Consider the following 24,037-nt stretch of genomic DNA (forward strand, 5'->3'; position numbering starts at 1 on the left):
CGTGACCACACACCTGCAACAGACCGCCGACCCGCACACCTTCAACTGGCTGCTGGCCAATTTCGTCCGCAACACCGACGGCGTCCGCGACACCGTCGCGGTCTCCTCCGACGGCCTGCTCATCGCTATGTCGGAGGGCCTGGACCGCACCGGAGCCGATCGGCTGGCCGCCATGGTGTCGGGACTGGCCAGCCTGGCGAGAAGCGCCTCGCGCAGCTACGAGTTCGACGGCCTGAAACTGATCATGATCGAGATGAAGCGCGGCTTCCTGCTCGTCTCCGCGCTCGGTGACGGCAGCTGCCTCGGCGTGATCGCCGAGGGCGGCTGCGACGTCGGACTGGTGGGCTACGAGATGGCGGTGCTCGCCGAACGGGCGGGCGCCCTGCTCGATCCGGCCCTGATCTCCGAGCTGCGAGAGACGTTGCGCAGATGAGAGATCCGGACCGGCCGCGGCTGCCGGACCCGCGGATGATCCCGGTGACCGAGTCGTTCGGATGGTTCGACCCGAGCCGTCTCGCACCGACCCGTCCGGCCGAACCTGTCGCAGGCGCGGACGACTTCGTGCGTCCGTTCGTCGTCACAGCGGGGCGCACCACCCCGCTGCTGGACGGCCTGCGCATCGAAACCCTGGTGCAGTCGCCGCCCGCCGCGCTCTCGGCCCCGCTGCGCTTCGAACAGCGCACCGTGGTGGTGCTGTGCCAGCGGCCCCATTCCATCGCCGAGATCGGCACCGCGCTGCGGGTGCCGGTGGGCGTCGCGACAGTGATCGTCAGCGATCTCGCGACCGCGGGCCACGTCACCGTCCGTGACGCACCGGAGCTCTCCACCGCAGCCATCGAGAGGATCAGGGATCTTGTACGGGCACTCTGACTTGCGGGTACCTCCCGCAGACCCGGCCATGCCTTCGTCGGTGAAGATCGTCGTCAGCGGCGGTTTCGGCGTCGGGAAGACCACCTTCATCGGGGCCATCTCCGAGATCGAGCCCTTGGTCACCGAGGCCGCCATGACCGAGGTGGCGGTCGGCGTCGACGATCCCGGCCACCGCGCGGACAAATCGCAGACCACCGTGGCGCTCGACTTCGGCCGCATCACACTGGACAGCTCGCTCATCCTGTACCTGTTCGGCACACCGGGCCAGGACCGTTTCGTCTTCCTCTGGGACGACCTGGTGGACGGCGCGCTCGGCGCGGTGATCGTGGTGGACACCGACCGCGTCGAGGACTGCTATCCGGTGCTGGACTACTTCGAGGAGCACAACACCCCGTTCGTCGTGGTGGTGAACCGTTTCGAGCTCGGCCCACGCTTCGAGCTCGACGAGGTGCGCGAGGCGCTCGGTCTCGACGACTGGATTCCGATCCTGGAATGCGATGCGCGCCAGCGTGATTCGGTCAAGGAGGTGCTCGTCGGCCTGCTGGAGCAGGTGCTGATGCACCGCTTGGCGGCGCCGCATCTGGCGGCGCGCGAAGTCGGCTGAGGCGGCCGGGCGCGCCCGCTCGGCTAGCGTGGTCGAGGTGGGCGAGCACAAGCAGCGGATGCTGAGCGGGGAGTTGTACAAGGACAGCGATCCGGAACTCGTCGCCGAGCGCCGGCGCGCGCAGTCGCTCTGCGACGAGTTCAACCGGACCGGCCCGGAGGAGACCGAGCGGCGCGAGCAGGTGCTGCGGCAGTTGCTCGGCAAGCTCGGGGAGGGGTCCTGGATCATGCCCCGATTCCAGTGCGATTACGGCTATCTCATCGAGATCGGCGCCAACAGCTTCCTCAACTACGACGCCGTCCTGCTCGACTGCGCGCCTATCGTCATCGGCGACGACGTCTCCATCGGACCGCGCTGCCAGCTGCTCACCGCCCTGCATCCGATGACCGATCACGAGGCGCGGCGGCAGCGCTGGGAGTCCGCGGCGCCGATCGCGATCGGCGACAACGTGTGGTTCGGCGGCGGCGTCATCGTCTGCCCCGGCGTCACGGTCGGCACGAACACGGTGGTGGGAGCGGGCAGCGTGGTGACCCGCGACCTGCCCGACGGCGTGTTCGCGGCGGGCAATCCGGCGCGGGTGATCCGCTCGCTCTAGCGACGCGGGAGAGGTCAGTCCGCGGTGCGGGTGAGCACCGCGATCGGCAGCCGCCGCGAACTGAGCGCCTGGTAGGTGGCGAAATCCGGAACGCGGTCCACCAGCACCCGCCAGCGCGCCGCGTACTCGTCCGCATCGGTTACCACCCGCGCGGTCACCGGCCAGGACTCGTGACCGACCCGCGCCTCGCCGCCGCCCGCCGCGACCAGATTGCGCCACCAGCTCGGCGGCTCGGGGTGTCCGCCGAACGAGCCGCTGACCAGCAGATCGTCGCCGTCCGGGACGTACATCAGCACGACGGACCGCGGTGCGCCGGTCTTGCGCCCCCGCACGGTCAGCTGGAACACCGGCCGTCCCAGCCACTTGCCGAACCAGGTGCCGCCGAATCGGGCGTAGAGCCGACTGTGCAGGCGGCCCTGCAGCCTGGTGACCGCGTTCAACCTGGTGGCGCCGAAGTGGGTGAACCGGCCGGTGAAGCTGAGCCGGGCGGGCGTGCTCGGGGGCTGGTCGGCCATGAGAATCCTCCGGTTCGGTACCGTCGTGCCGCCCACGCTACCTGCGCGAACTCGTCGTGTCTCGCCCCTCGACGGCCGCGAGAGGAGCTGTGCGGCAAGTGTGATTCGGGCACTTCGTACCGCTGTTCGTCCGGTTGCGGCAGTAGGGTCGATGCCGTGAGCGAACGAAGTGAGCGAACCGTGTGTCAGCGTGCTTCGCGCATGCCGGAGCCGAGCGTCAGCGAGGTGTAGGCATGAGTGATCCGCGGATCGAGACCGAACAGGACGCGACCCGGCCGCTGCGCGATGACATCCGTTTCCTGGGTGGCGTGCTGGGCGACACCATCCGCGACCACGAGGGTCCCGAGGTTTTCGACCTGATCGAGCGGGTCCGCATCGAGGCGTTCCGGGTGCGGCGCGAGGAGGTCGGGCGCAGCGCCGTCGCGGAGATGCTGGGCGGGGTGGACATCGCGGTGGCGCTGCCGCTGATCCGGGCCTTCACCTATTTCGTGCTGCTTGCCAACCTGGCCGAGGACATCCAGCGCGATCGCCGCCGCGCCGCGCACACGACGGCGGGGGAGCCGCCGCAGGAGTCCTCGCTGGCCGCCACCTACCGCAAACTGGACGCCGCCGCGCTGGCCGGTGCCGAGGTCGCCGATCTGCTCACCGACGCGCTGGTCTCGCCCGTGATCACCGCGCACCCCACCGAGACGCGCCGCCGCACCGTGTTCGACGGGCAGACCAAGATCACCGAGCTGATGCGAAGGCGCCAGCGCTACGCGGACACCGAGCCCGAGCGCGCCGACCTGGAGCTCGGCATCCGCCGCCAGGTGCTCTCGCTGTGGCGCACGGCCCTGATCCGTTTGGCGCGCTTGCGGATTCAGGACGAGATCGCCGTCGGCCTGCGCTACTACGAGCTGACCCTGCTCGACGTGATCCCGGCGATCAACGCCGAGGTGCGCGCCGCGCTGCGCTCCCGCTGGCCGGGCGTGGAGCTGCTCGACCGCCCGATCCTGCGACCCGGCTCCTGGATCGGCGGCGACCGGGACGGCAATCCCAATGTCACCGCCGACGTGGTGCGGCACGCGGCCGCGCAGGCCGCGGGGGTGGCGTTCGGTCGCTACCTGCGGGACCTGGTCGAGCTGGAGAAGACGCTGTCGCAGTCCGCGCGCCTCGTCCAGGTGACGCCGGAGGTGGCCGCGCTGGCCGCGGCGGGCTACGCCGATCCGGCCGCCCACGCCGACGAGCCGTATCGGCGTGCGCTGCATGCCATTCGGGCCCGGCTGTCGGTCACCGCGACCGCCGCGCTCGGCGCGCTGCCCGCCGACGGCATTCCGGACGCCGACGCGTCGCCGTATCCCACGCCCCGGGCGCTGCTCGACGATCTCGACGCCGTCGACGCCTCGCTGCGGGCCAGCGGCGACGGCCTGCTGGCCGACGACCGGCTCGCGGCGCTGCGCCACGCCGTCGAGACCTTCGGCTTCCACCTCCAAGGCTTGGACATGCGGCAGAACTCGGAGGTGCACGAGCAGGTCGTCGCGGAGCTGCTGGCCTGGGCGGGCGTACACGCCGACTACCCGAGCCTGCCGGAGAGCGAACGGGTGGAACTGCTGGCCGCCGAACTGCGCACCCGGCGGCCGCTGCTCGGCCCGCACGCCCGGCTCAGCGATCTGGCCGCCGGAGAAGTGGCGATCGTGCGGGCGGCCGCCGAGGTGGTCGGCACCTTCGGCGCGGAGGCCGTGCCGAACTACATCATCAGCATGTGTACCTCAGTCAGCGACATGCTGGAGGCGGCGCTGCTGCTGAAGGAGGGCGGACTGCTCGATCCCGGCGAGCCGGACGGCCCACCGCACTGCTCGGCGAACATCGTCCCGCTGTTCGAGACCATCGAGGATCTGCGCGCGGGCGCGGACACGCTCGCGGCGGCGCTCGAGGTGCCGGTGTATCGAGAGCTGGTGTCCGCCAAGGGCATGCGGCAGGAGGTCATGCTCGGCTACTCGGATTCCAACAAGGACGGCGGCTATCTGGCCGCGAACTGGGCGCTGTATCGCGCGGAGCTGGATCTGGTCGACGTGGCCCGCAAGGCGGGAATTCGCCTGCGGCTCTTCCACGGTCGCGGCGGCACTGTCGGTCGCGGCGGCGGCCGCAGCTACGACGCCATCCTCGCCCAGCCCGCGGGCGCGGTGCACGGTTCGCTGCGGCTCACCGAGCAGGGCGAGGTGATCGCCGCCAAGTACGCCGAATCCGGTGCGGCGCACCGCAATCTGGAATCGCTCATCGCGGGCACCCTGGAGTCGACGCTGCTGGATGTCGAGGGGCTCGGTGCCGACGCCGAACCGTCCTACGAACTCATGGACGATCTCGCCGCGCGGGCGCGCGCCGCGTATGCGCGGCTGGTGCACGAGACTCCCGGCTTCGTCGAGTACTTCCGGCAGTCGACGCCCGTCGCGGAGGTCGGCGACCTCAACATCGGCAGCAGGCCCGCCTCCCGCAAACCCACCAATTCGGTGGCCGACCTGCGCGCCATCCCCTGGGTGATGTCCTGGAGCCAGGCCAGGGTGATGCTGCCCGGCTGGTACGGCACCGGGAGCGCACTGGAGGAATGGGTCGCCGGCGACCCGGACCGGCTGGCAACGCTGTCGGACCTGTACCGGCGCTGGCCGTTCTTCCGGACGGTGCTGTCGAACCTGGCGCAGGTGATGGCCAAGAGCGATCTCGACATCGCCGCGCGCTACGCCGAATTGGTCGACGACGTCGCGCTGCGCGAACAGATCTTCGGCATGATCCGCGACGAGCACGCCAGGACCCTGCGCATGCACGCCGCCATCACCGGGTACGACGAGCTGCTCGCGGACAACCCGTCGCTCGCGGAATCCATCCACAACCGCTTCCCGTACCTGGAGCCGTTGAACCAGATGCAGGTCGAGTTGCTGCGCAGGCTGCGCGCCGGTGACGACTCGGAGCTGGTCAAACGTGGCATCCTGCTGACGATGAACGGCCTGGCCACGGCGCTGCGTAACTCGGGGTAGGTAACTCGGGAAAGGCACAACTCGGGGTTGCCGAAACGTCGCGACGCGAAGTTTGTTTCGCGACGAGTCGAGGCACGGACCACGACCGGCCGTCTTTTCGTGTGGCCGCCGCGACGCCCTCTCGGCACAGGTCCGGACGACGCGGACTCGCGACGGCGCGGGCCCGAAGGAAGGAACACCGTGGCGATCGACGAGAAAGCCGTTGCCGCACTGTCCGATCGGGTCCTCGGTCCGGAGCACAAAGGGCTGCCGCCCGGCGCGTGGGGGCGGACCGCCCGCGAGTTCCTGGCGACCGAGCCGTTCCTCGACGAGTTCGAGACCCCGCTGCTGACCTTGGATCGGGACGCGCTGTCGACCAACCTCTCGGTGATGGGCGACTGGGCTCGTGCGGCGGGTGTGCGACTGGCCCCGCACGGCAAGACCACCATGGCGCCGCAGCTGTGGTCCGAGCAGCTGGACAGCGGGTGCTGGGGCATCACGCTGGCCACCGTCTGGCAGGTGCAGCTGGCGCGCGCGTTCGGGGTGTCGCGCATCGTGCTCGCGAACTCCTTGGTGGATCCGGTCGGATTGCGCTGGGTGGCAGCGGAGTTGGCGCGCGATCCGGATTTCGAGTTCTGCTGCTGGGTGGACGGCGTGGCCGCCGTGGCATTGATGGACGAGATCCTGGCGGGCGAGCCGGACGCCGCCCGCGTTCCGGTCGTGGTCGAGCTCGGCGGCCCGCACGGACGCACCGGAGCGCGTACCGGTGCGGACGCGCACGCGGTCGCCGACGCGGTCCAGCGGTCGCGCCGGTTGACGCTCGCCGGTGTCGGAGGCTACGAGGCCGCACTGGCCCACGATCGCGGTGCGGAGGGCCTCGCCGCGGTCCGCCGCTACCTCGACGAGCTCGTCCGGCTGCACCGTGCGTTCGCGGACGCCGGACGCTACGCAGGGCGCGCGATCGTCACCGCGGGCGGCAGCGCCTATCAGGACCTGGTGGTCGAATATCTGGCGGAGCTCGCGGACGAGCAAGGGGCACAAGGCATTCCGACCACGGTGGTGCTGCGTTCGGGCGCCTACCTGATCCACGACGACGGCTTCTACGCGGGAATCTCCCCGCTCGCCGCCGACCGCGCCGACCGGCCGCTGCGCTCGGCCATGCACGTGTGGGCCCGCACCGTCTCCCGTCCGGAGGCGGAGCTCGCGTTGCTCGATGCGGGCAAGCGCGACATGCCGTTCGATCTGGGTCTTCCCGTCCCGCACTATGTCGCGGGACGGGATTATTCGTCGCTGCCATCCGGCGCGACGATCAGCGCGCTCAACGATCAGCACGCTTTCGTGCGCCTGCCCGGCGGCACGGTGGACGATCTGCCGGTCGGCTCGGTGGTGCGGCTCGGTCTCTCTCATCCGTGCACGGCCTTCGACAAGTGGCGCCTCATCCCGGTCGTCGACGACGCGGACGCCGCACGCCCGCGCGTGGTCGACCTGGTGCACACCTTCTTCTGACGGACCGCACGGCGCTCGGTCTCATGGACCCCGCTGCGCTCGCTCTGGTGGACGGCACGGGGCTTGGTCTGGTGGACGGCACCGGGCTCGGCCTGGCGGACGGCACCGCGCCTGGTCCGACGGACCGCACCGCGCTCAGGCGGAAAAGTCCCGCACCGCGCCGGTGCAGCGGGTGGCTTGGGCGCGTAGCGCCGCGACGAGCTCCGGTGGTCCGCTCACCAGGGTGAAGTCGAGATCGACGGAAGTGATCATCCAGGTCAGCGCCTCCGGTGTGTCCGCACCGACGTGCAAGCGGCAGCGGTGTTCGTCCACGGCCTCGACGACGCCCGTGCCCGGCCAGATTCGGGGACCGGCGTCCTCGGCCGAGGCGTGCAGCAGCACGATCGCACGCCAGGGCCAGGCGCGGTCGGACAGCCGCATCGAAAGATAGGTCGCCGCATCGCCTTCCGGCAGTTCGCGCGGTGTGAAGCGCGGGCCGGTGGGGGTGCGCGGGGTGAGCCGATCCACCCGGAACGTGCGCCAGTCGGCGCGAACCACGTCCCAGGCGACCAGATACCAGTGGCGGCTGAAATGCACCAGACTGTACGGTTCCACTTCCCGCGGTCCCGTCGACCCGTCGTGTGCGCGATAGTCGAAGCGCAACCGCTCCCTGCGCTGACAGGCGTCGGCGATGGCCATGAGTGTGTCCGGTTCGACCGTCACCGTGGGCGCGCCGACCCGGACGGTGGCGGCGCGCCAGGTGCGCACGCGGTGGCGCAGCCGCGGCGGCAGCACCTGCTCCAGCTTGGACAGCGCGCGCAGCGCCGCCTCCTCGATGCCCGCGACCGTCCCGTCGGAGGCGCCGCGCAATCCGACCGCCACGGCGATGGCCTCCTCGTCGTCGAGCAGCAGCGGCGGCAGCGACGCGCCCGCGCCAAGCCGGTAGCCCGCCGTCCCGCGCGTGGCGTGCACGGGGTAGCCGAGTTCGCGCAGCCGGTCCACATCGCGGCGGACCGTGCGACCTGTGACGCCGAGCCGCTCGGCGAGTTCGGCCCCCGTCCAGTCCCGGTGGGTCTGCAACAGCGCGAGCAGTCTCAGCAGCCGCGCCGAGGTCTCCAACATGAGAAGAGAATGCCATCCACTTAGGAATGGAACTGTCCTAAGCGGCTCCTAGCGTGGCTCACATGACGACCGAACAGGACATCCGCCCCTTCCGCATCGAGATTCCGCAGGCACAGCTCGACCAGCTGCACACCCGCTTGGCCGACACCCTGTGGCCCGAGGAGCTGCCCGGCGTCGGCTGGGACAAGGGCATGCCGGTCTCCTACCTGAAGCCGCTGGCCGAGTACTGGCGCACCGGCTACGACTGGCGCGCCGTGGAGGCGAGGCTCAACGAGCTGCCGCAGTTCGTCACCGAGATCGACGGCGAACGGGTGCACTTCCTGCACGTGCGCTCGCCCGAGCCGGACGCGCTGCCGCTGGTGCTCAACCACGGATGGCCCGGCACGTTCATCGAATTCCTCGACGTCCTCGGCCCGCTCAGCGATCCGCGCGCGCACGGCGGCGACCCCGCCGACGCGTTCCACCTGGTCGTCCCGTCGCTGCCCGGCTTCGCCTTCTCCGGCGTCGGACCGAAGGTGGGGCAGGGATCCACGGAGCACTACGCGCAGGTGGTCGCGCAGCTGATGGCGCGACTCGGCTACGACCGGTACGGCGCGCAAGGTGGCGACGCCGGCTTCTTCGTCGCCACCGAGCTGGGGCGCATCGCGACCGATCACGTCGTCGGCATCCACGTCAACGGACCGATCACGCTGCCGTCCTGGGACGCCGAATCCTGGGACGGCGAAGCGGCCGACGGCGGTGCGTCTTGGGGCGGCGAAGCGGCCGACGGGAGCGGGTCCGGGGAGTCCTCGGGTGCGAAGGGCGGCGGCGCGCAGTCTTGGGGCGCGGGCGGCGATCAGTCGTCGCGTGGTGCGGAGCGCGAGACCAGCGACGGTGGTGCGGACGGTGACGAGGGCGTGCACCTCCGGGGCGCGGGCGGCGACCAGTCGTCGGGCGGTGCGAAGAGCGAGGCCGGCCACGGCGGTGCCTACGGTGACGGGGGCGCGCAGTCCCGGGGTGCGGCCGAGGGCGGTAACCAATCTTGGGACGATGCGAAGAGCGAGGGCGGCGGTCAATCCTGGGGCGGGGGCGATGGGGCGGCTTGGGGCGGCGGGCACTCCGCATACAGCCCCGAGGACCAGGCGAAGCTGGCGAAGCTGACCGGCGAGGAGAGCTTCACGCGCTACGGCTACGCCATGGTGCAGGCGGGCCGCCCGCAGACCCTGGCCATCGGCATGCACGATTCGCCAGCGGGCCTGCTGTCCTGGATCGTGGACATGTTCCAGCGCTGGACCAACCCGGCCATCGAGCTGCCCGAGGACGCGGTGGATCGCGACGCGCTGCTCACCAACGTCAGCCTCTACTGGTTCACCAAGACCTTCGCCTCCTCGATCCGGCTGTACGGCGAGGGCGAGGCGTGGGGCGGCGCGGCGAAGAACTCCGGTGTCCCGACCGCCGCGGCGATCTTCCCCGGCGACCTGTCGATCCGCCCGATCGCCGAGGAACAGCACACCATCGTGCGCTGGACCGAGTTCGACCGCGGCGGCCACTTCGCCGCCATGGAGGCGCCGGACCTGCTGACCGCCGACGTGCGCGCCTTCTTCCGCGACGTGCGCTGATCCGACGCGCGTTCCCGCGGGCCTCGGTCGGCGGGAACGCGCGTGTCGGTTGACCTCGAGCGGGTCGGCGTCGGCGTCGGCCGCATCGAGCAGGAGCGGGAGGTTGTCCTCACTGAGTTCGATCAGCTCGGCGACCGGTGCGGCGCGCTCGCACCGGATCGTGTCGGCTCGCTCGAGATGCTTCGGCGACCAGAAGGCGGCCCAGTCGGCGTCCTGGCCGAGCCCGCGGCGAATCGACAGCACCCGATCGACGAGAACGACCAGATCGGCGAGGGCGCGCTCGCTCTCGGCGCGGTCCACGAAGCCCATGTGAACGGCGGAATCGCGCACCGTGACGATCCGCGCGAGCAGCTCCTCCGGTAGGTGGACGTCGGCGGGTGTGGCGCGGCGTCAGATCCGCACTGCGTCGATTCGGTGCTGTGTCGGTTTGTTGCCGGGTCGATTCGGTGGCGCGTCAGATCGGCGCCGCGCGGTAGCGGTCGGCCGCCGCCGCGGTGCTGTATCGGTTCGTCGCCGCGTCGAATCGGTGCCGAATCAGATCGACGCCGCGCCGAATCGGTGCCGAATCAGATCGACGCCGCGCCGTACCGGTCCGCCATCGCCGCCGCGGTGCGTGCGAGCTGGGCGCGCAGCTCGGGCGGATCGAGGATCTCGGCGTGCTCGCCGAGCGGCAGGATCCCGTGCATCAGGACCGGATACGACTCGGCGGCCAGCGTCACGGCCACCCAGCCCTCGGCGTCCGGCTCGCTCATCGAGGCCAGCGCCTCGGCGACCGCAGCGGGTTCGAAGCCGAGTCGCAGCAGCCGCACGTGCTTCGCGTCGATCCGGCAGCGCGCCCGCACCCGCAGCATCGACCGCGCGAACTCGTGCTGCGCCGCCGCCCAGTGCGCGGCCAGCTCGAAATCGTCCGGCCTGCCGAAGAATTCGCCGGTCGGTGCGGCCTCGAGAATCCGGCTCACCCGGTAGGAGCGAATGTCGGCGCCCTGACGGGCCACGAGGTACCAGGTGCCTGCCTTGGACACCAGCCCGAGCGGGTCGAGCAGCCTGCGCACCTCGCCGTCCTTGCGTCCGTAACGGATGGCCAGCCTGCGGTCGTGCCACAACGCGTCGGCGATGGTGGCCAGGGTCGGCGTGTCCTCGGGGCGGTGGAACCAGCCCGGCGCGTCGATGTGCACCCGTTCCGCGATCCTGGTCGCCCGGCCGCGCAGTTCGGGCGGCAGCGCCGCGAGCACTTTGAGCTGCGCCGTGGCCAGCACGGTGCCGAGACCGAGGTCGGCGGCTGCGTCGGGCAGCCCGGCCAGTAGCACCGCGTCGGCTTCCTCCGAGGTCAGGCCGGTCAGCCGGGTCCGGTAGCCGTCGACGAGCCGGACACCGCCGCCGCGGCCCGGCTCGCTGTACACGGGGACGCCCGCCGCGGAGAGCGCCTCGACGTCGCGGTACACCGTCCGGACCGACACCTCGAGCTCGGCCGCCAGCTCGGGCGCGGAGACCCGCCCCCTGGTCTGGAGCAGCAACAACAGCTGCACCAGTCGACTCGCTCGCATACCCAGAAGACTAGCCGGAAACCTTGACGCGACCTGTCAGGTTTCGGGCGTAGCGTGCCCGGCATGACCTTTTGGACCCAGTTCACCGAAGAAGCGCCGAAGATCTCGACCGTCTTCCGCCGCCGCCACAAAGCGACCGGCAACCTGTGCATGCTGGCCACGCTCCGGGCCGACGGCTCGCCGCGGATCAGTCCCGTAGAGCCGAGGATCTTCGAGGGCATGCTGGTCGTCGTCGGCATGCCGGGCACCACCAAGTTCAAGGACCTCGCCCGCGACCCGCGGTTCTGCCTGCACACCGCGACGGTGGACACGATGGTCGGCGACGGCGACGCGAAGCTGTTCGGCGCCGTCACCGATCTGCCGGACCGCGACCTGCACGCGCGGTTCGCGCAGAACCTGTTCGAGGAGAGCGGTTTCGATATCCGCGGCCAGGAGTTCGACCATTTCTATGTCGCCGACCTGACCGGGGCGTCGTGCGTGGAGATCGCCGACGATCAGCTCGCCATCACGATCTGGAAACCGGGCCAGGGCGAGCGCGTGGTGCGTAAATAACGCGACGGCCCTGTCACCCGGGCGGGTGACAGGGCCGTCGAAGTCGGCGTTACGCTCAGAGGTAGGCGCCGCAGACCGGCCAAGCGCCTGCGCCCTGCGTGGCGAGCACGTTCTCGGCGACGCGGATCTGCTCCTCGCGGCTCGCGTTGGACGCATCGCCGGAGCCACCGTTGGCGGCCCAGGTGCTGTCGGTGAACTGCAGGCCACCGGAGAAGCCGTTACCGGTGTCGGTCGACCAGTTGCCGCTGCTCTCGCACTGGGCGACGGCGTCCCAGTTGTGGCTGGAGGCGGAAGCGGTGGACGTTGCCAGACCGAACGGGACGGCAACGAGGGCGCCCAGGGCAACGGTGAAGCCGGCGGCACGGGTGCTGAACTTACGGGTCTGAGACATGTGGTATTCCTGACTGCGCCCGCCGGCTCGACCAGCGATCGGTCGAGTCCCTGTCCCCAGTGAATGTCGGGGGTCTCGAACCGCGGGACAGGGTTGCCGGTGTTCGGCGGTTCGAGCTCGAGCCCGTCGTGTTCGATCGGGCCGTCACCGACGATAACGAATCAATCTCGTCAGATCACGTGGCAATAACGTCCGAGTTGTCAGAACGCTCGGTCGTACATGTCGGCATTCGCGCAGTTGAGGCCCGTGAAATGGGTAATCGCGCCGATGTGATTCCTAAACGAAAATGTGTCCCGGATCACTGAATAATTGTGGTAACGGTCTCGTTCACCGGAACGATTTGCGAGGTTTCGCGGTTGTCGCGGGTCGCTATCGGGCCGTGATAGGCGTGGCGTGATTGCGATGAAATACCAGGTAGATCCATATTTGCGCCGCTGTGACCCGCCTTGGAGGGCTCGGATGCTTCCGAAAGAGACCGGCATCACAGTTTTACATGTAGGCGCATCAGAAATGGTGTTCGGGATTGTTTCAGATTGTCGCGCTCGCCGATTCGTGGGTGTGTGCGTTCCCCTCCGTCGGATCGGTGTGTGGCGGGGTTGATTCGGGGAAATTGCATGGCGTGCGCGGTATTTCGGCAGAAATGATCTTCGCGTTGGTGGGCGCCGTTGGGGGAGTGTGGATTTCGGTGGGCGCGCCACCTCACGGCAACGAGTTCGCCTGAATGTCGCGATAGCTCGGGATGCCCGCGGCGACCGGTCGTCCCGCGCGCACCGCGTCCGCCACGTCGACGGCCGCCGCCAGCGCCGCCCGGTAGAGCAGGGAGCCGGTGCTGATCCGCCGCACACCGAGCTCTGCCAGCTCGGCGACCGTGGGGCCACCGACGGAGTACAGGATGTTGACCGGGAGCGGCACGGACGCGACCATCCGCCGGATCGCGTCCGGCTCGGTGAGTCCGGGAACGAAGAGCCCGTCGGCGCCCGCCCGCGCGTACCGGCCCGCCCGCTCCAGCGTGGACTCGGGGTCGATGCCGAGCCAGTGCGTGTCGACCCGCGCGTTGACGAACACCGTGGGCGTGCGCTCCTTGATCGCGGCGATCAGCGCGGCCTGATGTTCGGGGTCGGCCAGTTCGGTGTCCGCGCGCCCGTCCTCGATGTTGACGCCCGCGATGCCGAGCGCGTCGAGCGCCGCCACGAACTCCGCGACCTCGCCCGGTTCGTCGCTGAAGCCGCCCTCGATGTCGACGGTCACCGGCACGGCGAGCCGCGAGAGCCGCCGCGCCAGCGCCAGGGTCTCCGCACCGGTGACGCCGGTGCCGTCGGGCACGCCCGCGGCGGCCGCGACACCCAGGCTGGTGGTGCCGATCGCCGGGAACCCCTCGGCGGCCAGCACGGCAGCCGACGCGAAGTCCCACGCGTTCGGCAGCACCAGCGGGATCGCGCGATGGTGCAGATCGTGGAATGCCGTCACCTTGTCCATACCGCCGACGGTATCCCTCGAGCGCGGGCCCGGCCGGATTTCCCGGTCGCCGCCGCCACGGCCCCGACGCGCTGTTGTCCGCTGTGAGGCGCGCCGTGGCATGGCTGCGCGGCGGCGGTCCCGAGCGCGATCGCCACCGCATAAGGCCGCCTTATGGGGTGATCGGCATTGGACCACTACCCGCCGACGCGAGCGAGCGCAAAGATCATGAACGCCCCAGGTCGCGGGCCACAGGAACAGCAGAGGAGAAGATCGTGACGTTCGTTGTCGGTGCCGCCTGCGTCGATGTGCTGGATCGGGCCTGCGTCGAGGAGTGCCCGATCGACTGCATCTTCGTCGGCGATCGGATGGCGTACATCCAGCCCGACGAGTGCATCGACTGCGGGGCCTGCGAACCGGTCTGCCCGGTCGAGGCGATCTACTTCGAGGATGACATTCCGCCCGGGCAGGAGCAGTTCGTCCTCGAGAACGCGCGGTTCTTCAGCGAGCCGCTGCCCGGACGGCCAACGCCGCTCGGGCAGCCGGGCGGCGCGACGGGGATCGGAGCGTTGGGAGTCGATACGACCTACGTGCAGGAGTATCGGTCGTGAACGCGTGCTCGACGTGCGGCGGCGCGGTCGGCAACTCTCGATAGTCCGGCGCGCTGGCACCGGTTCGAATCCTTTCTCGGGCGGGGACGCTCTTATGGTCGTGACAATCGAACCGAGACGAAGGACCAGGGTGGATGTCCGCGTGGTCCTCTCCGCACCGCAATCGTCGGACACCGCGTCGGACGGTCGAGGAGGTGAGCGGAGTGGAACGCGGGTGGGCCGGTGAGCAGCTGGTGGCAGCGGCCCAGCGCGGTGACCAGGAAGCGATCTCCGCGATCGTGTACGGGGCCCATCCGCACGTGCGGCGCTTCGCGCACCACCTGTGCGCGTCCTCCGACGACGCCGAAGAGGCCGCCCAAGAAGCGTTGATCACCCTGTATCGCAAGATCGGGACGCTGCGCGCCACGACAGCCCTCGCGTCGTGGATGTTCCGCATCGTTCGCAACGAATGCCTGCGGCGCGCCCGATACCTGCTCGACCCCGGACCGCAGACCGCTGCCGACGCCGACGTCGTCGCCTCCGCCGAGGACGAAGTCTTGCGCAGGCTCGACGCCGACGAGCTCGCTCAGGCGATCGCCGTGCTACCCGATCTCCAGCGCAGAGTCCTGATCATGCGCGATGTGCTCGGCTACCCCGGGCGCACGACCGCCGACGCGCTCGGCCTGAGCGTCGCGGCGATGAAATCCCAGCTCCACCGCGCCCGCGCCGCGATCCGGCACAGCCTCCGCCACCATCCGTGACCTCGGCTGCCGCCGGACGCGACAGCGACTCCGCGGCCATCGATCGAACGACCACCGCCCTCCCGAATCGAAGGGAAGTCCCGCCATGCTCACCTCCGGATCCCCCGCGCCGGAATTGGAACTCGAAGACACCGCCGGTCAGGCTTGGCGTCTGTCCGACTACCGCGGAGCGCACAGCGCACTGCTGTACTTCATGCGGTCGACGTCGTGCCCGATGTGCAACCGGCATGTTCGCGATCTCATCGCGCACCGGAACGAGTTCGACGCCGCCGACGTCCGTGTCCTCGTCATGGTGCCCGAGGGTCGCGACGCGGGCCTGGCGTGGCAGACCGACAACGGCATCCCGTTCCCCGTCCTCGTCGGCCCGGCGGGAACTCCGCACGAGGCGGTCGGCCTGACCCGCAAAGTCTTCGGTTCGATGCAGCAGTCCGGCACCCTCCTCGTCGACCCGGACGGCATCATCCGCCACGCGCATGGCGCCACTCTGCCCACCAGCAGCTACGACAAGAAGGGCATCCTCGCGGCCGTCCACTCCCTGCGCAGCCGCGCAAACCCCTGACACTCGGCCGGTATCGGCTGGCGGGCCCGCCCCCGCCGATGCCTGCGCTCGGTTGTCGAGCGCGCACCGCATACGAGGGGGGCGTCGTGCCGGGGGGGGGGGGGGGGGGGGTCCCGCCCCCCCCCCCCCCCCCCGCCCCGTCCTGCGCTGCCCGCCCCGTCCTGCGCTGCCCGCCCCGTCCTGCGCTGCCCGTCCTGCGCTGCCCGCCCCGTCCTGCGCTGCCCGCCCCGTCCTGCGCTGCCCGCCCCGTCCTGCGCTGCCCGCCCCGTCCTGCGCTGCCCGCCCCGTCCTGCGCTGCCCGCCCCGTCCTGCGCTGCCCGTCCTGCGCTGCCCGCCCCGTCCTGCGCTGCCCGCCCCGTCCTGCGCTGCCCGCGTCGTCTCGCGCTGCCCGCGTCGTCTCGCGCTGCCCGGTCCTGCGTTGTCTTGCGCTGCCCCGGCCCACGTCGTCTCGCGCTGCTTCGTTTCGTCTCGCGCTGCTGCTCAGGCCGGGTGCACCATCTGGGAGACGCCGGTATCGTGGTCCCGGACTCCGCCCGCTCACTAGCGCAGCCGGCGCTCGCAGCCGCACCAGCGGCTACCCCGAGGCCCACTCCAGGCTGGAGACCATCGGCTCCGGCGTTCTCGATCCGATCTTCGTCGGGTTTCCAGAATCGGGTCGATTTTTCGGCCGTGCTGGGTAACACAGTGCTGTGGGTGTCGTTCGGGCTGTTCATCGCGGTGGCGAGGGTGCCGGTCGGCCCGCTGCCCGCCCCGTCGGTGGGGCGCTCGGCACCGCGAGTTCGAACGCTTGTCGCACCCCGTCCATGAATGGGATTGCATAGTCGTGCATAATCATTTCATGGCTGATTCGGATGCGCCCCCGTTGCGGGTTGCTGTTGCCGGTGCGAGCGGGTACGCGGGCGGCGAGGTGCTGCGCCTGCTGCTCGGGCATCCACGCTACCGAGCCGGGCGCCTCGAGATCGGGGCGCTGACCGCGGGTTCGAACGCCGGAACCACCCTGGGCGAGCACCAGCCACATCTGCTGCCGCTGGCCGACCGGGTGCTCGCCCCGACCACCGCCGACGAACTGGCAGGCCACGACGTGGTCTTCCTCGGCCTGCCGCACGGCCAGTCCGCCGCCATCGCGCAGGCGTTGCCCGAATCCACCGTGATCATCGACTGCGGCGCGGACTACCGCCTCCGCGACGCCGCCGCCTGGGAGAAGTACTACGGCAGCGCGCACGCCGGCAGCTGGCCCTACGGCCTGCCGGAACTGCCCGGCGGGCGGGACGCGCTGCGCGGCGCGACCAGGATCGCGGTGCCCGGCTGCTACCCGACCGTCGCGAGCCTGGCCATGGCGCCCGCCGTGGCCGCCGGGATCATCGAGCCTCAGGTGACGGTGGTCGCGGTGAGCGGCACCTCGGGCGCGGGCCGCAAACTGGACGTCGGCCTGCTCGGCTCGGAGGTGATGGGTTCGGCCCGCGCCTACAACATCGCGGGCGCGCACCGGCACACCCCGGAGATCGCGCAGAACCTGAAGGCCGCGGGCGGCGTGGACGTCGCGGTGTCGTTCACCCCGGTCCTCGCCCCGATGCCGCGCGGCATCCTCGCCACCTGCACCGCGCCGACCGCGGTGGACGCCGCGCAGGCCCGCGCCGTCTACGAGAAGGCCTACGCCGACGAGCCTTTCGTGCATCTGCTGCCCGAAGGCGTGCTCCCGCAGACCGGTTCGGTGCTCGGCTCCAACGCCGTCACCCTGCAGGTCGCGGTGGACGCCGACGCGGGACAGCTCGTGGTGATCGGCGCGATCGACAACCTGACCAAGGGCACCGCGGGCGCCGCGGTCCAATCCATGAACCTGGCCGTCGGATTCGACGAGACCGAGGGCCTCACCACCGTAGGAGTGGCACCGTGACGACAACCGCTGGGACCTCGACCGAGAGCGCGAACGGCAAACTCGTCCGCAGCCAGGGCGTGACCGCGCCGCTCGGCTTCCGCGCCGCGGGCATCGCGGCGGGTATCAAGGCGAGCGGCAAACCCGATCTGGCGCTGGTCTTCAACGAGGGCCCGGAATACGCCGCTGCCGGGGTTTTCACCCGCAACCAGGTCAAGGCCGCGCCGGTGCTGTGGTCCCAGCAGGTGCTGAAGTCCGGCAGGTTGCGCGCCGTGGTCCTCAATTCCGGCGGGGCCAACGCCTGCACCGGTCCCGGCGGCTTCCAGGACACCCACCAGACCGCCGAGAAGCTCGCCGAGGCGCTGAGCAACTGGGGCACCGAGACCGGCGCGGGCGAAATCGCCGTCTGCTCGACGGGTTTGATCGGCGATCGGCTGCCGATGGACAAGCTGCTGCCCGGTATCACCGAGATCGTGCACGAGATGGGCGGCGGCATGTCCGGTGGCGCCGACGCGGCTTACGCCATCATGACCACCGACACCGTGCCCAAGGAGGCCGCCTTCCACCACCGCGACAAGTGGAACGTGGGCGGCATGGCCAAGGGCGCGGGCATGCTCGCGCCCTCGCTGGCCACCATGCTGGTCGTGCTGACCACCGACGCCGCGGTGAGCGCCGAACAGCTCGACAAGGCGCTGCGCAACGCCACCCGGCTCACCTTCGACCGGCTCGACGTGGACGGCTCCTGTTCCACCAACGACACCGTGCTGTTGCTGGCCAACGGCGCCAGTGAGGTCACCCCGTCGCAGGAGGAGCTCGACGCCGCGGTGCTCGCGGTCTGCGACGACCTGGCCGCCCAGCTGATGGCCGACGCCGAGGGCGTCACCAAGCGGGTGACGATCACCGTCACCGGCGCGGTCGACGAGGAGCAGGCGCTGATCGCGGCGCGCGCGGTGGCCCGCGACAGCCTGGTCAAGACCGCGCTGTTCGGCTCGGACCCGAACTGGGGCCGGGTGCTCGCCGCGGTCGGCATCGCGCCGATCACGCTGGACCCGAACCGGATCTCGGTGTCGTTCAACGGGAATCCGGTCTGCGTCGACAGCGTCGGCGCGCCGGGCGCGCGCCAGGTGGACCTGTCCGGCGCGGACATCGCCGTGCTCGTCGAGCTGAACGTCGGTGACGGCACGGCCGTGGTCCGCACCACCGACCTGTCGCACGGTTACGTCGAAGAGAATTCGGCCTACAGCTCATGACGAGTCCGGCGATTCACGAACTCTCGGCGCTGGACAAGGCGCACGTCCTGGCCGACGCACTGCCCTGGTTGCAGAAGTTCCGCGACAAGATCGTCGTGGTGAAGTACGGCGGCAACGCCATGATCGACGACGAGCTCAAGCGCGCCTTCGCCGCGGACATGGCGTTCCTGCGCACCGTCGGCGTGCATCCCGTGGTGGTGCACGGCGGCGGCCCGCAGATCAGCGCGATGCTGAAAAGGCTTGGCCTGCAAGGGGAATTCCGCGGCGGCTTCCGCGTCACCACGCCCGAGGTGATGGACGTGGTGCGGATGGTGCTGTTCGGTCAGGTCGGCCGCGAGCTGGTCGGGCTGATCAACGCGCACGGGCCCTACGCGGTCGGCATCTCCGGCGAGGACGCCGGACTGTTCACCGCGACGCGGCGCACCGTCGACGTGGACGGCGAGGCGACCGACATCGGCCTGGTCGGCGACGTCACCGAGGTCAACCCGGAGGCGGTGCTCGATCTGATCGGAGCCGGACGCATCCCGGTGGTCTCCACCATCGCCCCCGACGCCGACGGCGTGGTGCACAACATCAACGCCGACACCGCGGCGGCCGCGCTCGCCGAGGGCATCGGCGCGGAGAAACTCGTGGTGCTCACCGACGTGGAGGGCCTGTACACCGACTGGCCCGACCGGTCCTCGCTGACCAGCCACATCGACGCCCACGAGCTGGCCGCCTTGCTGCCGAGCCTGGATGCGGGCATGGTGCCCAAGATGGAAGCCTGCTTGCGCGCCGTGCTCGGCGGTGTGCCGACCGCGCACGTGATCGACGGACGGGTCCCGCACTCGGTCCTGCTCGAGCTGTTCACCGGAGAAGGAATCGGAACGATGGTGACGCCCGTCCCGGCTGGGACCGGCGCACCGAACGGAACGAAATCATGAGTACTGTCGACGAATTGCAGCAGCGGTGGTCCGCCGCGATGATGAACAACTACGGCACGCCGAGGGTCGCGCTGGTGCGCGGCGCGGGCGCCGTGGTCTACGACGCGGACGGCAAGCGCTACGTCGATTTCCTCGGCGGTATCGCGGTCAACAGCCTCGGCCACGCCCACCCGGCGATCCTCGCCGCGGTCACCCAGCAGCTGGGCACCCTCGGTCACGTCTCGAATCTGTATGTCAGCGAACCGGTCGTCGAACTGGCCGAGCGGCTGCTCGCGCACTTCGGCGACGGCGAGGGCAAGGCGTTCTTCTGCAACTCGGGCACCGAGGCCAACGAGGCGGCGTTCAAGATCGCCCGGCTGACCGGGCGGCACAAGATCGTCGCCTGCGAGGAGGCGTTCCACGGCCGCACCATGGGCGCGCTGGCGCTCACCGGCCAGCCGTCCAAGCGGGCGCCGTTCGAGCCCATGCCGCCCGGCGTGGTGCACGTGCCCTACGGCGACGCGGCCGCGCTGGAGGCGGCGGTCGACGACGAGACCGCCGCGGTGTTCCTCGAACCCATGATGGGGGAGAGCGGCGTGGTGGTCCCGCCGATCGACTACCTGGTCAAGGCGCGCGAGATCACCGCGCGGCACGGCGCGCTGCTGGTGCTCGACGAGGTGCAGACCGGCATCGGCCGCACCGGAAAGTTCTACGCGCACCAGGCCGTCGGCATCGTGCCCGACGTGATCACGCTGGCCAAGGGGCTCGGCGGTGGTCTGCCGATCGGCGCGGTGCTGGCCAACGGCCGGGCGGCCGAGCTGCTCACGCCCGGCCTGCACGGCACCACGTTCGGCGGCAACCCGGTGTGCGCCGCGGCGGCGCTCGCGGTGCTGCGCACCATCGACGAGACCGATCTGCTCGCCCACGTCGAGTCGGTCGGCAAGCGGCTCAGCGACGGCATCGAACTGCTCGAGCACCCGCTGATCGATCACGTGCGCGGCGCCGGCCTGCTGCTGGGAGTCGTGCTCACCCAGGACGTTTCGGCACAGGTCGAGGCGCGGGCGCGGGAAGCGGGGTACTTGGTGAACGCGCCCAAGCCGAATGTCATCCGGCTGGCGCCCCCGCTGGTGCTCACCGAGACCCAGTCGGACAATTTCGTCGCCGACCTGCCGGAGATACTGGACGGCGCCGCGGCGGACGCGAAGGAGGCCCGGTAATGAGCGAACGAAGTGAGCGAATCATGTGCCAGCGCGCCCCGCGCATGCCGGAGCCGAGCGGCAGCGAGGCGCAGGCATGAGCGAGCTGCGGCACTTCCTGCGCGACGACGACGTCTCGCCCGCCGAGCAGGCCGAAATCCTCACGCTGGCGGCGGAGCTCAAGAAGAACCCGTTCGCGCACCGCCCCCTGGAGGGCCCGCGGGGTGTCGGGGTGATCTTCGAGAAGAACTCCACCCGCACCCGCTTCTCCTTCGAGATGGGCATCGCCCAGCTCGGCGGACACGCCGTGGTGGTGGACGGCCGCGACACCCAGCTCGGGCGCGAGGAGACCCTCGCCGACACCGGCCGGGTGCTCTCCCGCTATGTCGACGCCATCGTCTGGCGCACCTTCGAGCAGGTCCGCTTGGACGAAATGGCCTCGGCGGCAACGGTTCCGGTGGTGAACGCGCTGTCCAACGAGTTCCACCCCTGCCAGGTGCTCGCCGACCTGCTCACCCTGCGGGAACGCAAGGGCGATCTGACCGGGCGCAACCTCGCCTACTTCGGCGACGGCGCGAACAACATGGCGCACTCGCTGCTGCTCGGCGGCGTCACCGCCGGGTTGAACGTGACCATCGCCGCGCCTGCGGGTTTCGAGCCGCTGCCGTGGATTCTGGAGGACGCGCGCAAGCGGGCCGCCGAGACCGGGGCGACGATCACCGTCACCGGCGACCCGGTGGCCGCCGCGGCGGGCGCGGACGCGCTGGTCACCGACACCTGGACCTCCATGGGCCAGGAGAACGACGGACTGGACCGGGTGGGCCCGTTCCGCCCGTTCCGGCTCGACGACGCGCTGCTGGCCAATGCCAAGCCGGACGTCGTCGTGCTGCACTGCCTTCCGGCGCATCGCGGCGAGGAGATCACCGACGAGGTGCTCGACGGACCGCACAGCGTGGTCTGGGACGAGGCGGAGAACCGCCTGCACGCGCAGAAGGCGCTGCTGGTGTGGCTGCTGGCCAGACGCGGCGGTGCGGCGTGATCGGGCGACGTACCGTGCCGGTGCGGGAGGGGCGACGATGAGCGAACGCGGTAGCGAATCACGTGCCCGCGCCTCGCGCATACCGGAGCCGAGCATCGGCGAGGTGCGGGCATGAGCGAACGCAGTGAGCGAATCATGTGCCAGCGTGCGACACGCATGCTGGAACCGGGCGTCAGCGAGGTGCAGGCATGAGTGTCGACGCGACGGTGCCTGGCAAAGGTCCCGCGATCGCCCGAACCCGCGCCGGACGGCAGTCGCGCATCGTCGAACTGCTGTCCGCGCACTCGGTGCGCAGCCAGACCGAACTGGCCGCGCTGCTGTCCGCCGAAGGCATCGAGACCACTCAGGCGACCCTGTCGCGTGACCTCGACGAGCTGGGCGCGGTGAAGCTGCGCGCGGCCGACGGCGGCGCGGGCGTCTACGTGGTGCCCGAGGACGGCAGCCCCGTCCGCGGCGTGACCGGCGGCACCGACCGCCTCTCGAAGCTGCTCGGCGATCTGCTCGTCTCGACCGACGCCAGCGGCAACATCGCCGTCCTGCGCACCCCGCCGGGCGCCGCGCACTACCTGGCCAGCGCCCTCGACCGTGCTGCCCTGCCTTACGTCGTGGGCACCATCGCGGGCGACGACACCATCGCCGTCATCGCCCGCGAGCCCCTCACCGGGGCCGAACTGGCCACCCGCATAGAACAACTCGCGTAAGCGGGGTCGCTCGACTCACCGGGCAGGTCTCGATGGTCAGCACCCGGACCTCCCGGGGTCGGCGAGCCGTACCGGTCCGCCGCCACGTACTTCTCCTGTTGTCGAACGATTGCGTCCGGCGTCGCAGCTCGTGACCGACGGTGACCGGTGGCGTGACCGACCAGGACTACTCACTCGGGTGCGAGGACCCGCACGGTTCGGTCCGATTCGCAAGTGACATAGACGTGATGAGTTGTCGTGTCCACAGCGATGCCCTCCGTGCAGGAGGGGGACTTTGCCAAGCGGCGCGAGGCGGTGACTTTGCGGACAATGGTGTCGATCATCGTGACACTTTCGAACGCACCGGAGGTGACGTACACGGTGTGCTCGGTGGGATCGATCGCCACGCCGAGGGAAACGTCCATTCCCAGCTCTATCTTGCCTGCGGCAGTGCGTTTTTCGGTATCGATGAGCGTCACCGAGTGCCCTTCCATGCGGGTGACGTAGGCGGTGCGCGAGGCCGCGGCGATGGCGATGCCCTGCGGTGAACCATCCACCGGGATCGTCGCACTCACGGTGTAGGTGCCGGGGTCGACGACGGTGACGCCGTTCTTGGTGACGACCCAGAGCTGGTGGGAGTTCGGGTCGACCGCCACTGCGGTCGGCTCGCCGCCGACCGGGATGGTCGCGACGATGGCCCGGGTACCGGTATCGATCGCGGTCACGGTCCGGTGGTAGCGGTTGGCGACGTACACGATGTGGCGCTCGGGGTCGATGGTGACGGCGCTGTGGTCGCCGCCCGCCTCGATCTTGTCGATGACGGACCGGGTATTCGGATCGATGATCACCAACTCACGATCCGAGCCGTTCAGGATCAGGTAGACCAGATGAGTGGCCGGGTCGATCGCCATCGGCTGGAGGCTTGTCGTGGGCACCCCGATCTCTACAGTGCCGGTAACCCTCTGGGTGGCCGTATCGACGATGTACACCGACTCGTCCGCGCTGCTGGTGATGTAGGCATGCCCAAGCCCGGAATCGATCGCGACACTCTGCGGATCGTCGATGGTCTCCAGGCTCGCCAGAATTCGATACGAACCGGGGCCGACGTCGGCATACGGGTTCGTGGCGGGGTCGGTCGTGGTCGGAGTCGTGGTCGAGGTGGTCGGGAACGTCGTCGCGTGCCGGGGAGAGGCGCAGCCGCTGACGAAAATCCCGACAGCCACCGCAAGGCCCACACCCCCGATTAGCCTTGTCCTGAAACGCATTCACAAAAATCTAGCACCGCCGAGCCGAAGTGATCGCCCGCCGCGCTCTCCGTGCACCGCGGTCTGCCAGGCTCGATCGGGGCCATTCTGCCGTCCGATCACCGCGGCGGTTGTGCGGAATCGAGAATGGGGCAACTCGCCTGACGGTCGGCGGTTGTCGCCGCCCGGCCGCATTCGCCGCGGGCACGTAGCATCGGGGCGTCG

The 24,037-nt window shown here is 70.2% G+C and carries 24 protein-coding genes; 18 read left to right on the plus strand and 6 right to left on the minus strand.

The window, feature by feature from the left end; translation table 11 throughout:
• The first annotated feature begins 1 nt into the window (after window position 1).
• From ACRWNM_RS26220 to ACRWNM_RS26235, 4 genes are read left to right on the plus strand one after another with little or no spacing between them, the layout of a single operon-like run.
• Window positions 2-433: a roadblock/LC7 domain-containing protein gene (locus tag ACRWNM_RS26220; protein ID WP_431970748.1), complete on the plus strand. Its 432-nt coding sequence runs from the start codon at window positions 2-4 to the stop codon at window positions 431-433.
• Entirely contained in the window at window positions 430-870 is a 441-nt protein-coding gene (locus ACRWNM_RS26225) for a DUF742 domain-containing protein (protein ID WP_431970749.1), read from the plus strand. Before ACRWNM_RS26220 ends, ACRWNM_RS26225 begins: the two co-directional genes overlap by 4 nt.
• 28 nt (window positions 871-898) lie before the next feature.
• The gene (locus ACRWNM_RS26230; RefSeq protein ID WP_431970750.1) at window positions 899-1,474 is read left to right on the plus strand and encodes a GTP-binding protein; all 576 of its coding nucleotides are present in this window, start codon (window positions 899-901) and stop codon (window positions 1,472-1,474) included.
• A gap of 58 nt (window positions 1,475-1,532) precedes the next feature.
• Window positions 1,533-2,069, plus strand: a complete 537-nt coding sequence (locus ACRWNM_RS26235; protein ID WP_431970827.1) for a sugar O-acetyltransferase — start codon at window positions 1,533-1,535, stop codon at window positions 2,067-2,069.
• Window positions 2,070-2,083: 14 nt separating this feature from the next.
• Here the strand turns inward: ACRWNM_RS26235 and ACRWNM_RS26240 are convergent, their stop codons facing one another.
• On the minus strand, window positions 2,084-2,584 hold the full coding sequence (locus ACRWNM_RS26240; protein ID WP_431970751.1) for a nitroreductase/quinone reductase family protein: 501 nt from the start codon (window positions 2,582-2,584) through the stop codon (window positions 2,084-2,086).
• A 233-nt stretch (window positions 2,585-2,817) separates the two neighbouring features.
• On the opposite strand from ACRWNM_RS26240, the gene ppc reads away from it, so the two are divergent.
• Both ppc and ACRWNM_RS26250 read left to right on the plus strand, forming a co-directional pair.
• Window positions 2,818-5,592, plus strand: a complete 2,775-nt coding sequence (gene ppc / locus ACRWNM_RS26245; protein WP_431970752.1) for a phosphoenolpyruvate carboxylase — start codon at window positions 2,818-2,820, stop codon at window positions 5,590-5,592.
• 180 nt (window positions 5,593-5,772) lie between these two features.
• Entirely contained in the window at window positions 5,773-7,077 is a 1,305-nt protein-coding gene (locus tag ACRWNM_RS26250) for an amino acid deaminase (RefSeq protein ID WP_431970753.1), read from the plus strand.
• A gap of 135 nt (window positions 7,078-7,212) precedes the next feature.
• Here the strand turns inward: ACRWNM_RS26250 and ACRWNM_RS26255 are convergent, their stop codons facing one another.
• Window positions 7,213-8,178, minus strand: coding sequence for a helix-turn-helix transcriptional regulator (locus tag ACRWNM_RS26255; RefSeq protein ID WP_431970754.1), 966 nt, complete (start codon window positions 8,176-8,178; stop codon window positions 7,213-7,215).
• A gap of 62 nt (window positions 8,179-8,240) precedes the next feature.
• Between ACRWNM_RS26255 and ACRWNM_RS26260 the strand changes: the two genes are divergently transcribed.
• Window positions 8,241-9,776 carry an epoxide hydrolase family protein gene (locus ACRWNM_RS26260; RefSeq protein WP_431970755.1) on the plus strand — a complete coding sequence of 512 codons (1,536 nt, stop codon included), beginning with the start codon at window positions 8,241-8,243 and terminating at the stop codon, window positions 9,774-9,776.
• Between the two features lie 42 nt (window positions 9,777-9,818).
• A complete protein-coding gene (locus ACRWNM_RS26265) occupies window positions 9,819-10,139 on the plus strand; it encodes a hypothetical protein (protein WP_431970756.1) in 321 nt (106 codons plus the stop codon).
• Window positions 10,140-10,342: 203 nt separating this feature from the next.
• Here ACRWNM_RS26265 and ACRWNM_RS26270 read toward each other — a convergent pair whose 3' ends face one another.
• On the minus strand, window positions 10,343-11,320 hold the full coding sequence (locus ACRWNM_RS26270; RefSeq protein WP_431970757.1) for a helix-turn-helix transcriptional regulator: 978 nt from the start codon (window positions 11,318-11,320) through the stop codon (window positions 10,343-10,345).
• 63 nt (window positions 11,321-11,383) lie between these two features.
• Here ACRWNM_RS26270 and ACRWNM_RS26275 point away from each other — a divergent pair, with 63 nt between their 5' ends.
• Window positions 11,384-11,872, plus strand: a complete 489-nt coding sequence (locus ACRWNM_RS26275) for a pyridoxamine 5'-phosphate oxidase family protein (RefSeq protein ID WP_431970758.1) — start codon at window positions 11,384-11,386, stop codon at window positions 11,870-11,872.
• Between the two features lie 55 nt (window positions 11,873-11,927).
• Here the strand turns inward: ACRWNM_RS26275 and ACRWNM_RS26280 are convergent, their stop codons facing one another.
• Both ACRWNM_RS26280 and ACRWNM_RS26285 read right to left on the minus strand, forming a co-directional pair.
• Window positions 11,928-12,263, minus strand: coding sequence for a transglycosylase family protein (locus ACRWNM_RS26280; RefSeq protein ID WP_431970759.1), 336 nt, complete (start codon window positions 12,261-12,263; stop codon window positions 11,928-11,930).
• Window positions 12,264-12,962: 699 nt separating this feature from the next.
• A complete protein-coding gene (locus tag ACRWNM_RS26285; RefSeq protein WP_431970760.1) occupies window positions 12,963-13,739 on the minus strand; it encodes an isocitrate lyase/PEP mutase family protein in 777 nt (258 codons plus the stop codon).
• 254 nt (window positions 13,740-13,993) lie between these two features.
• Between ACRWNM_RS26285 and fdxA the strand changes: the two genes are divergently transcribed.
• From fdxA to ACRWNM_RS26330, 9 genes are all read left to right on the plus strand, one after another.
• The gene (fdxA, locus tag ACRWNM_RS26290) at window positions 13,994-14,329 is read left to right on the plus strand and encodes a ferredoxin (RefSeq protein ID WP_431970828.1); all 336 of its coding nucleotides are present in this window, start codon (window positions 13,994-13,996) and stop codon (window positions 14,327-14,329) included.
• 194 nt (window positions 14,330-14,523) lie between these two features.
• Window positions 14,524-15,069 carry an RNA polymerase sigma factor gene (locus ACRWNM_RS26295; protein WP_431970761.1) on the plus strand — a complete coding sequence of 182 codons (546 nt, stop codon included), beginning with the start codon at window positions 14,524-14,526 and terminating at the stop codon, window positions 15,067-15,069.
• Between the two features lie 85 nt (window positions 15,070-15,154).
• Complete coding sequence (locus ACRWNM_RS26300; RefSeq protein ID WP_431970762.1) at window positions 15,155-15,628, plus strand: peroxiredoxin family protein; 474 nt, start codon at window positions 15,155-15,157, stop codon at window positions 15,626-15,628.
• An 838-nt stretch (window positions 15,629-16,466) separates the two neighbouring features.
• Window positions 16,467-17,522 carry an N-acetyl-gamma-glutamyl-phosphate reductase gene (argC, locus tag ACRWNM_RS26305; RefSeq protein WP_431970763.1) on the plus strand — a complete coding sequence of 352 codons (1,056 nt, stop codon included), beginning with the start codon at window positions 16,467-16,469 and terminating at the stop codon, window positions 17,520-17,522.
• Window positions 17,519-18,751 carry a bifunctional glutamate N-acetyltransferase/amino-acid acetyltransferase ArgJ gene (gene argJ, locus ACRWNM_RS26310; RefSeq protein ID WP_431970764.1) on the plus strand — a complete coding sequence of 411 codons (1,233 nt, stop codon included), beginning with the start codon at window positions 17,519-17,521 and terminating at the stop codon, window positions 18,749-18,751. The genes argC and argJ overlap by 4 nt, the downstream gene beginning before the upstream one ends.
• Window positions 18,748-19,674, plus strand: coding sequence for an acetylglutamate kinase (gene argB / locus ACRWNM_RS26315; RefSeq protein ID WP_431970765.1), 927 nt, complete (start codon window positions 18,748-18,750; stop codon window positions 19,672-19,674). The genes argJ and argB overlap by 4 nt, the downstream gene beginning before the upstream one ends.
• Complete coding sequence (locus ACRWNM_RS26320; RefSeq protein ID WP_431970766.1) at window positions 19,671-20,870, plus strand: acetylornithine transaminase; 1,200 nt, start codon at window positions 19,671-19,673, stop codon at window positions 20,868-20,870. The genes argB and ACRWNM_RS26320 overlap by 4 nt, the downstream gene beginning before the upstream one ends.
• 76 nt (window positions 20,871-20,946) lie before the next feature.
• Window positions 20,947-21,888 carry an ornithine carbamoyltransferase gene (gene argF, locus ACRWNM_RS26325; protein ID WP_431970767.1) on the plus strand — a complete coding sequence of 314 codons (942 nt, stop codon included), beginning with the start codon at window positions 20,947-20,949 and terminating at the stop codon, window positions 21,886-21,888.
• Window positions 21,889-22,076: 188 nt separating this feature from the next.
• The gene (locus ACRWNM_RS26330) at window positions 22,077-22,589 is read left to right on the plus strand and encodes an arginine repressor (RefSeq protein WP_431970768.1); all 513 of its coding nucleotides are present in this window, start codon (window positions 22,077-22,079) and stop codon (window positions 22,587-22,589) included.
• Window positions 22,590-22,759: 170 nt separating this feature from the next.
• On the opposite strand, the gene ACRWNM_RS26335 is transcribed toward ACRWNM_RS26330, so the two are convergent.
• Window positions 22,760-23,791 (minus strand): hypothetical protein, encoded by a 1,032-nt coding sequence (locus ACRWNM_RS26335; protein ID WP_431970769.1) that lies wholly within the window; start codon window positions 23,789-23,791, stop codon window positions 22,760-22,762.
• Between the last annotated feature and the right edge of the window lie 246 nt (window positions 23,792-24,037).

Source organism: Nocardia sp. bgisy134, assembly GCF_965341865.1.
In the GTDB taxonomy this organism is placed as follows: Bacteria; Actinomycetota; Actinomycetes; order Mycobacteriales; family Mycobacteriaceae; genus Nocardia.

Bases quoted from the DNA above. Each gene is read 5' to 3' on its own strand.
- ACRWNM_RS26230 (WP_431970750.1), top strand. From the start codon at position 899: ATGCCTTCGTCGGTGAAGATCGTCGTCAGCGGCGGTTTCGGCGTCGGG.
- argF (WP_431970767.1), top strand. From the start codon at position 20,947: ATGAGCGAGCTGCGGCACTTCCTGCGCGACGACGACGTCTCGCCCGCC.
- ppc (WP_431970752.1), top strand. From the start codon at position 2,818: ATGAGTGATCCGCGGATCGAGACCGAACAGGACGCGACCCGGCCGCTG.
- ACRWNM_RS26330 (WP_431970768.1), top strand. From the start codon at position 22,077: ATGAGTGTCGACGCGACGGTGCCTGGCAAAGGTCCCGCGATCGCCCGA.
- ACRWNM_RS26280 (WP_431970759.1), bottom strand. From the start codon at position 12,263: ATGTCTCAGACCCGTAAGTTCAGCACCCGTGCCGCCGGCTTCACCGTT.
- ACRWNM_RS26260 (WP_431970755.1), top strand. From the start codon at position 8,241: ATGACGACCGAACAGGACATCCGCCCCTTCCGCATCGAGATTCCGCAG.
- ACRWNM_RS26235 (WP_431970827.1), top strand. From the start codon at position 1,533: ATGCTGAGCGGGGAGTTGTACAAGGACAGCGATCCGGAACTCGTCGCC.
- ACRWNM_RS26240 (WP_431970751.1), bottom strand. From the start codon at position 2,584: ATGGCCGACCAGCCCCCGAGCACGCCCGCCCGGCTCAGCTTCACCGGC.
- ACRWNM_RS26225 (WP_431970749.1), top strand. From the start codon at position 430: ATGAGAGATCCGGACCGGCCGCGGCTGCCGGACCCGCGGATGATCCCG.
- ACRWNM_RS26300 (WP_431970762.1), top strand. From the start codon at position 15,155: ATGCTCACCTCCGGATCCCCCGCGCCGGAATTGGAACTCGAAGACACC.
- argC (WP_431970763.1), top strand. From the start codon at position 16,467: ATGGCTGATTCGGATGCGCCCCCGTTGCGGGTTGCTGTTGCCGGTGCG.
- ACRWNM_RS26255 (WP_431970754.1), bottom strand. From the start codon at position 8,178: ATGTTGGAGACCTCGGCGCGGCTGCTGAGACTGCTCGCGCTGTTGCAG.
- ACRWNM_RS26285 (WP_431970760.1), bottom strand. From the start codon at position 13,739: ATGGACAAGGTGACGGCATTCCACGATCTGCACCATCGCGCGATCCCG.
- ACRWNM_RS26320 (WP_431970766.1), top strand. From the start codon at position 19,671: ATGAGTACTGTCGACGAATTGCAGCAGCGGTGGTCCGCCGCGATGATG.
- ACRWNM_RS26270 (WP_431970757.1), bottom strand. From the start codon at position 11,320: ATGCGAGCGAGTCGACTGGTGCAGCTGTTGTTGCTGCTCCAGACCAGG.
- argB (WP_431970765.1), top strand. From the start codon at position 18,748: ATGACGAGTCCGGCGATTCACGAACTCTCGGCGCTGGACAAGGCGCAC.
- ACRWNM_RS26275 (WP_431970758.1), top strand. From the start codon at position 11,384: ATGACCTTTTGGACCCAGTTCACCGAAGAAGCGCCGAAGATCTCGACC.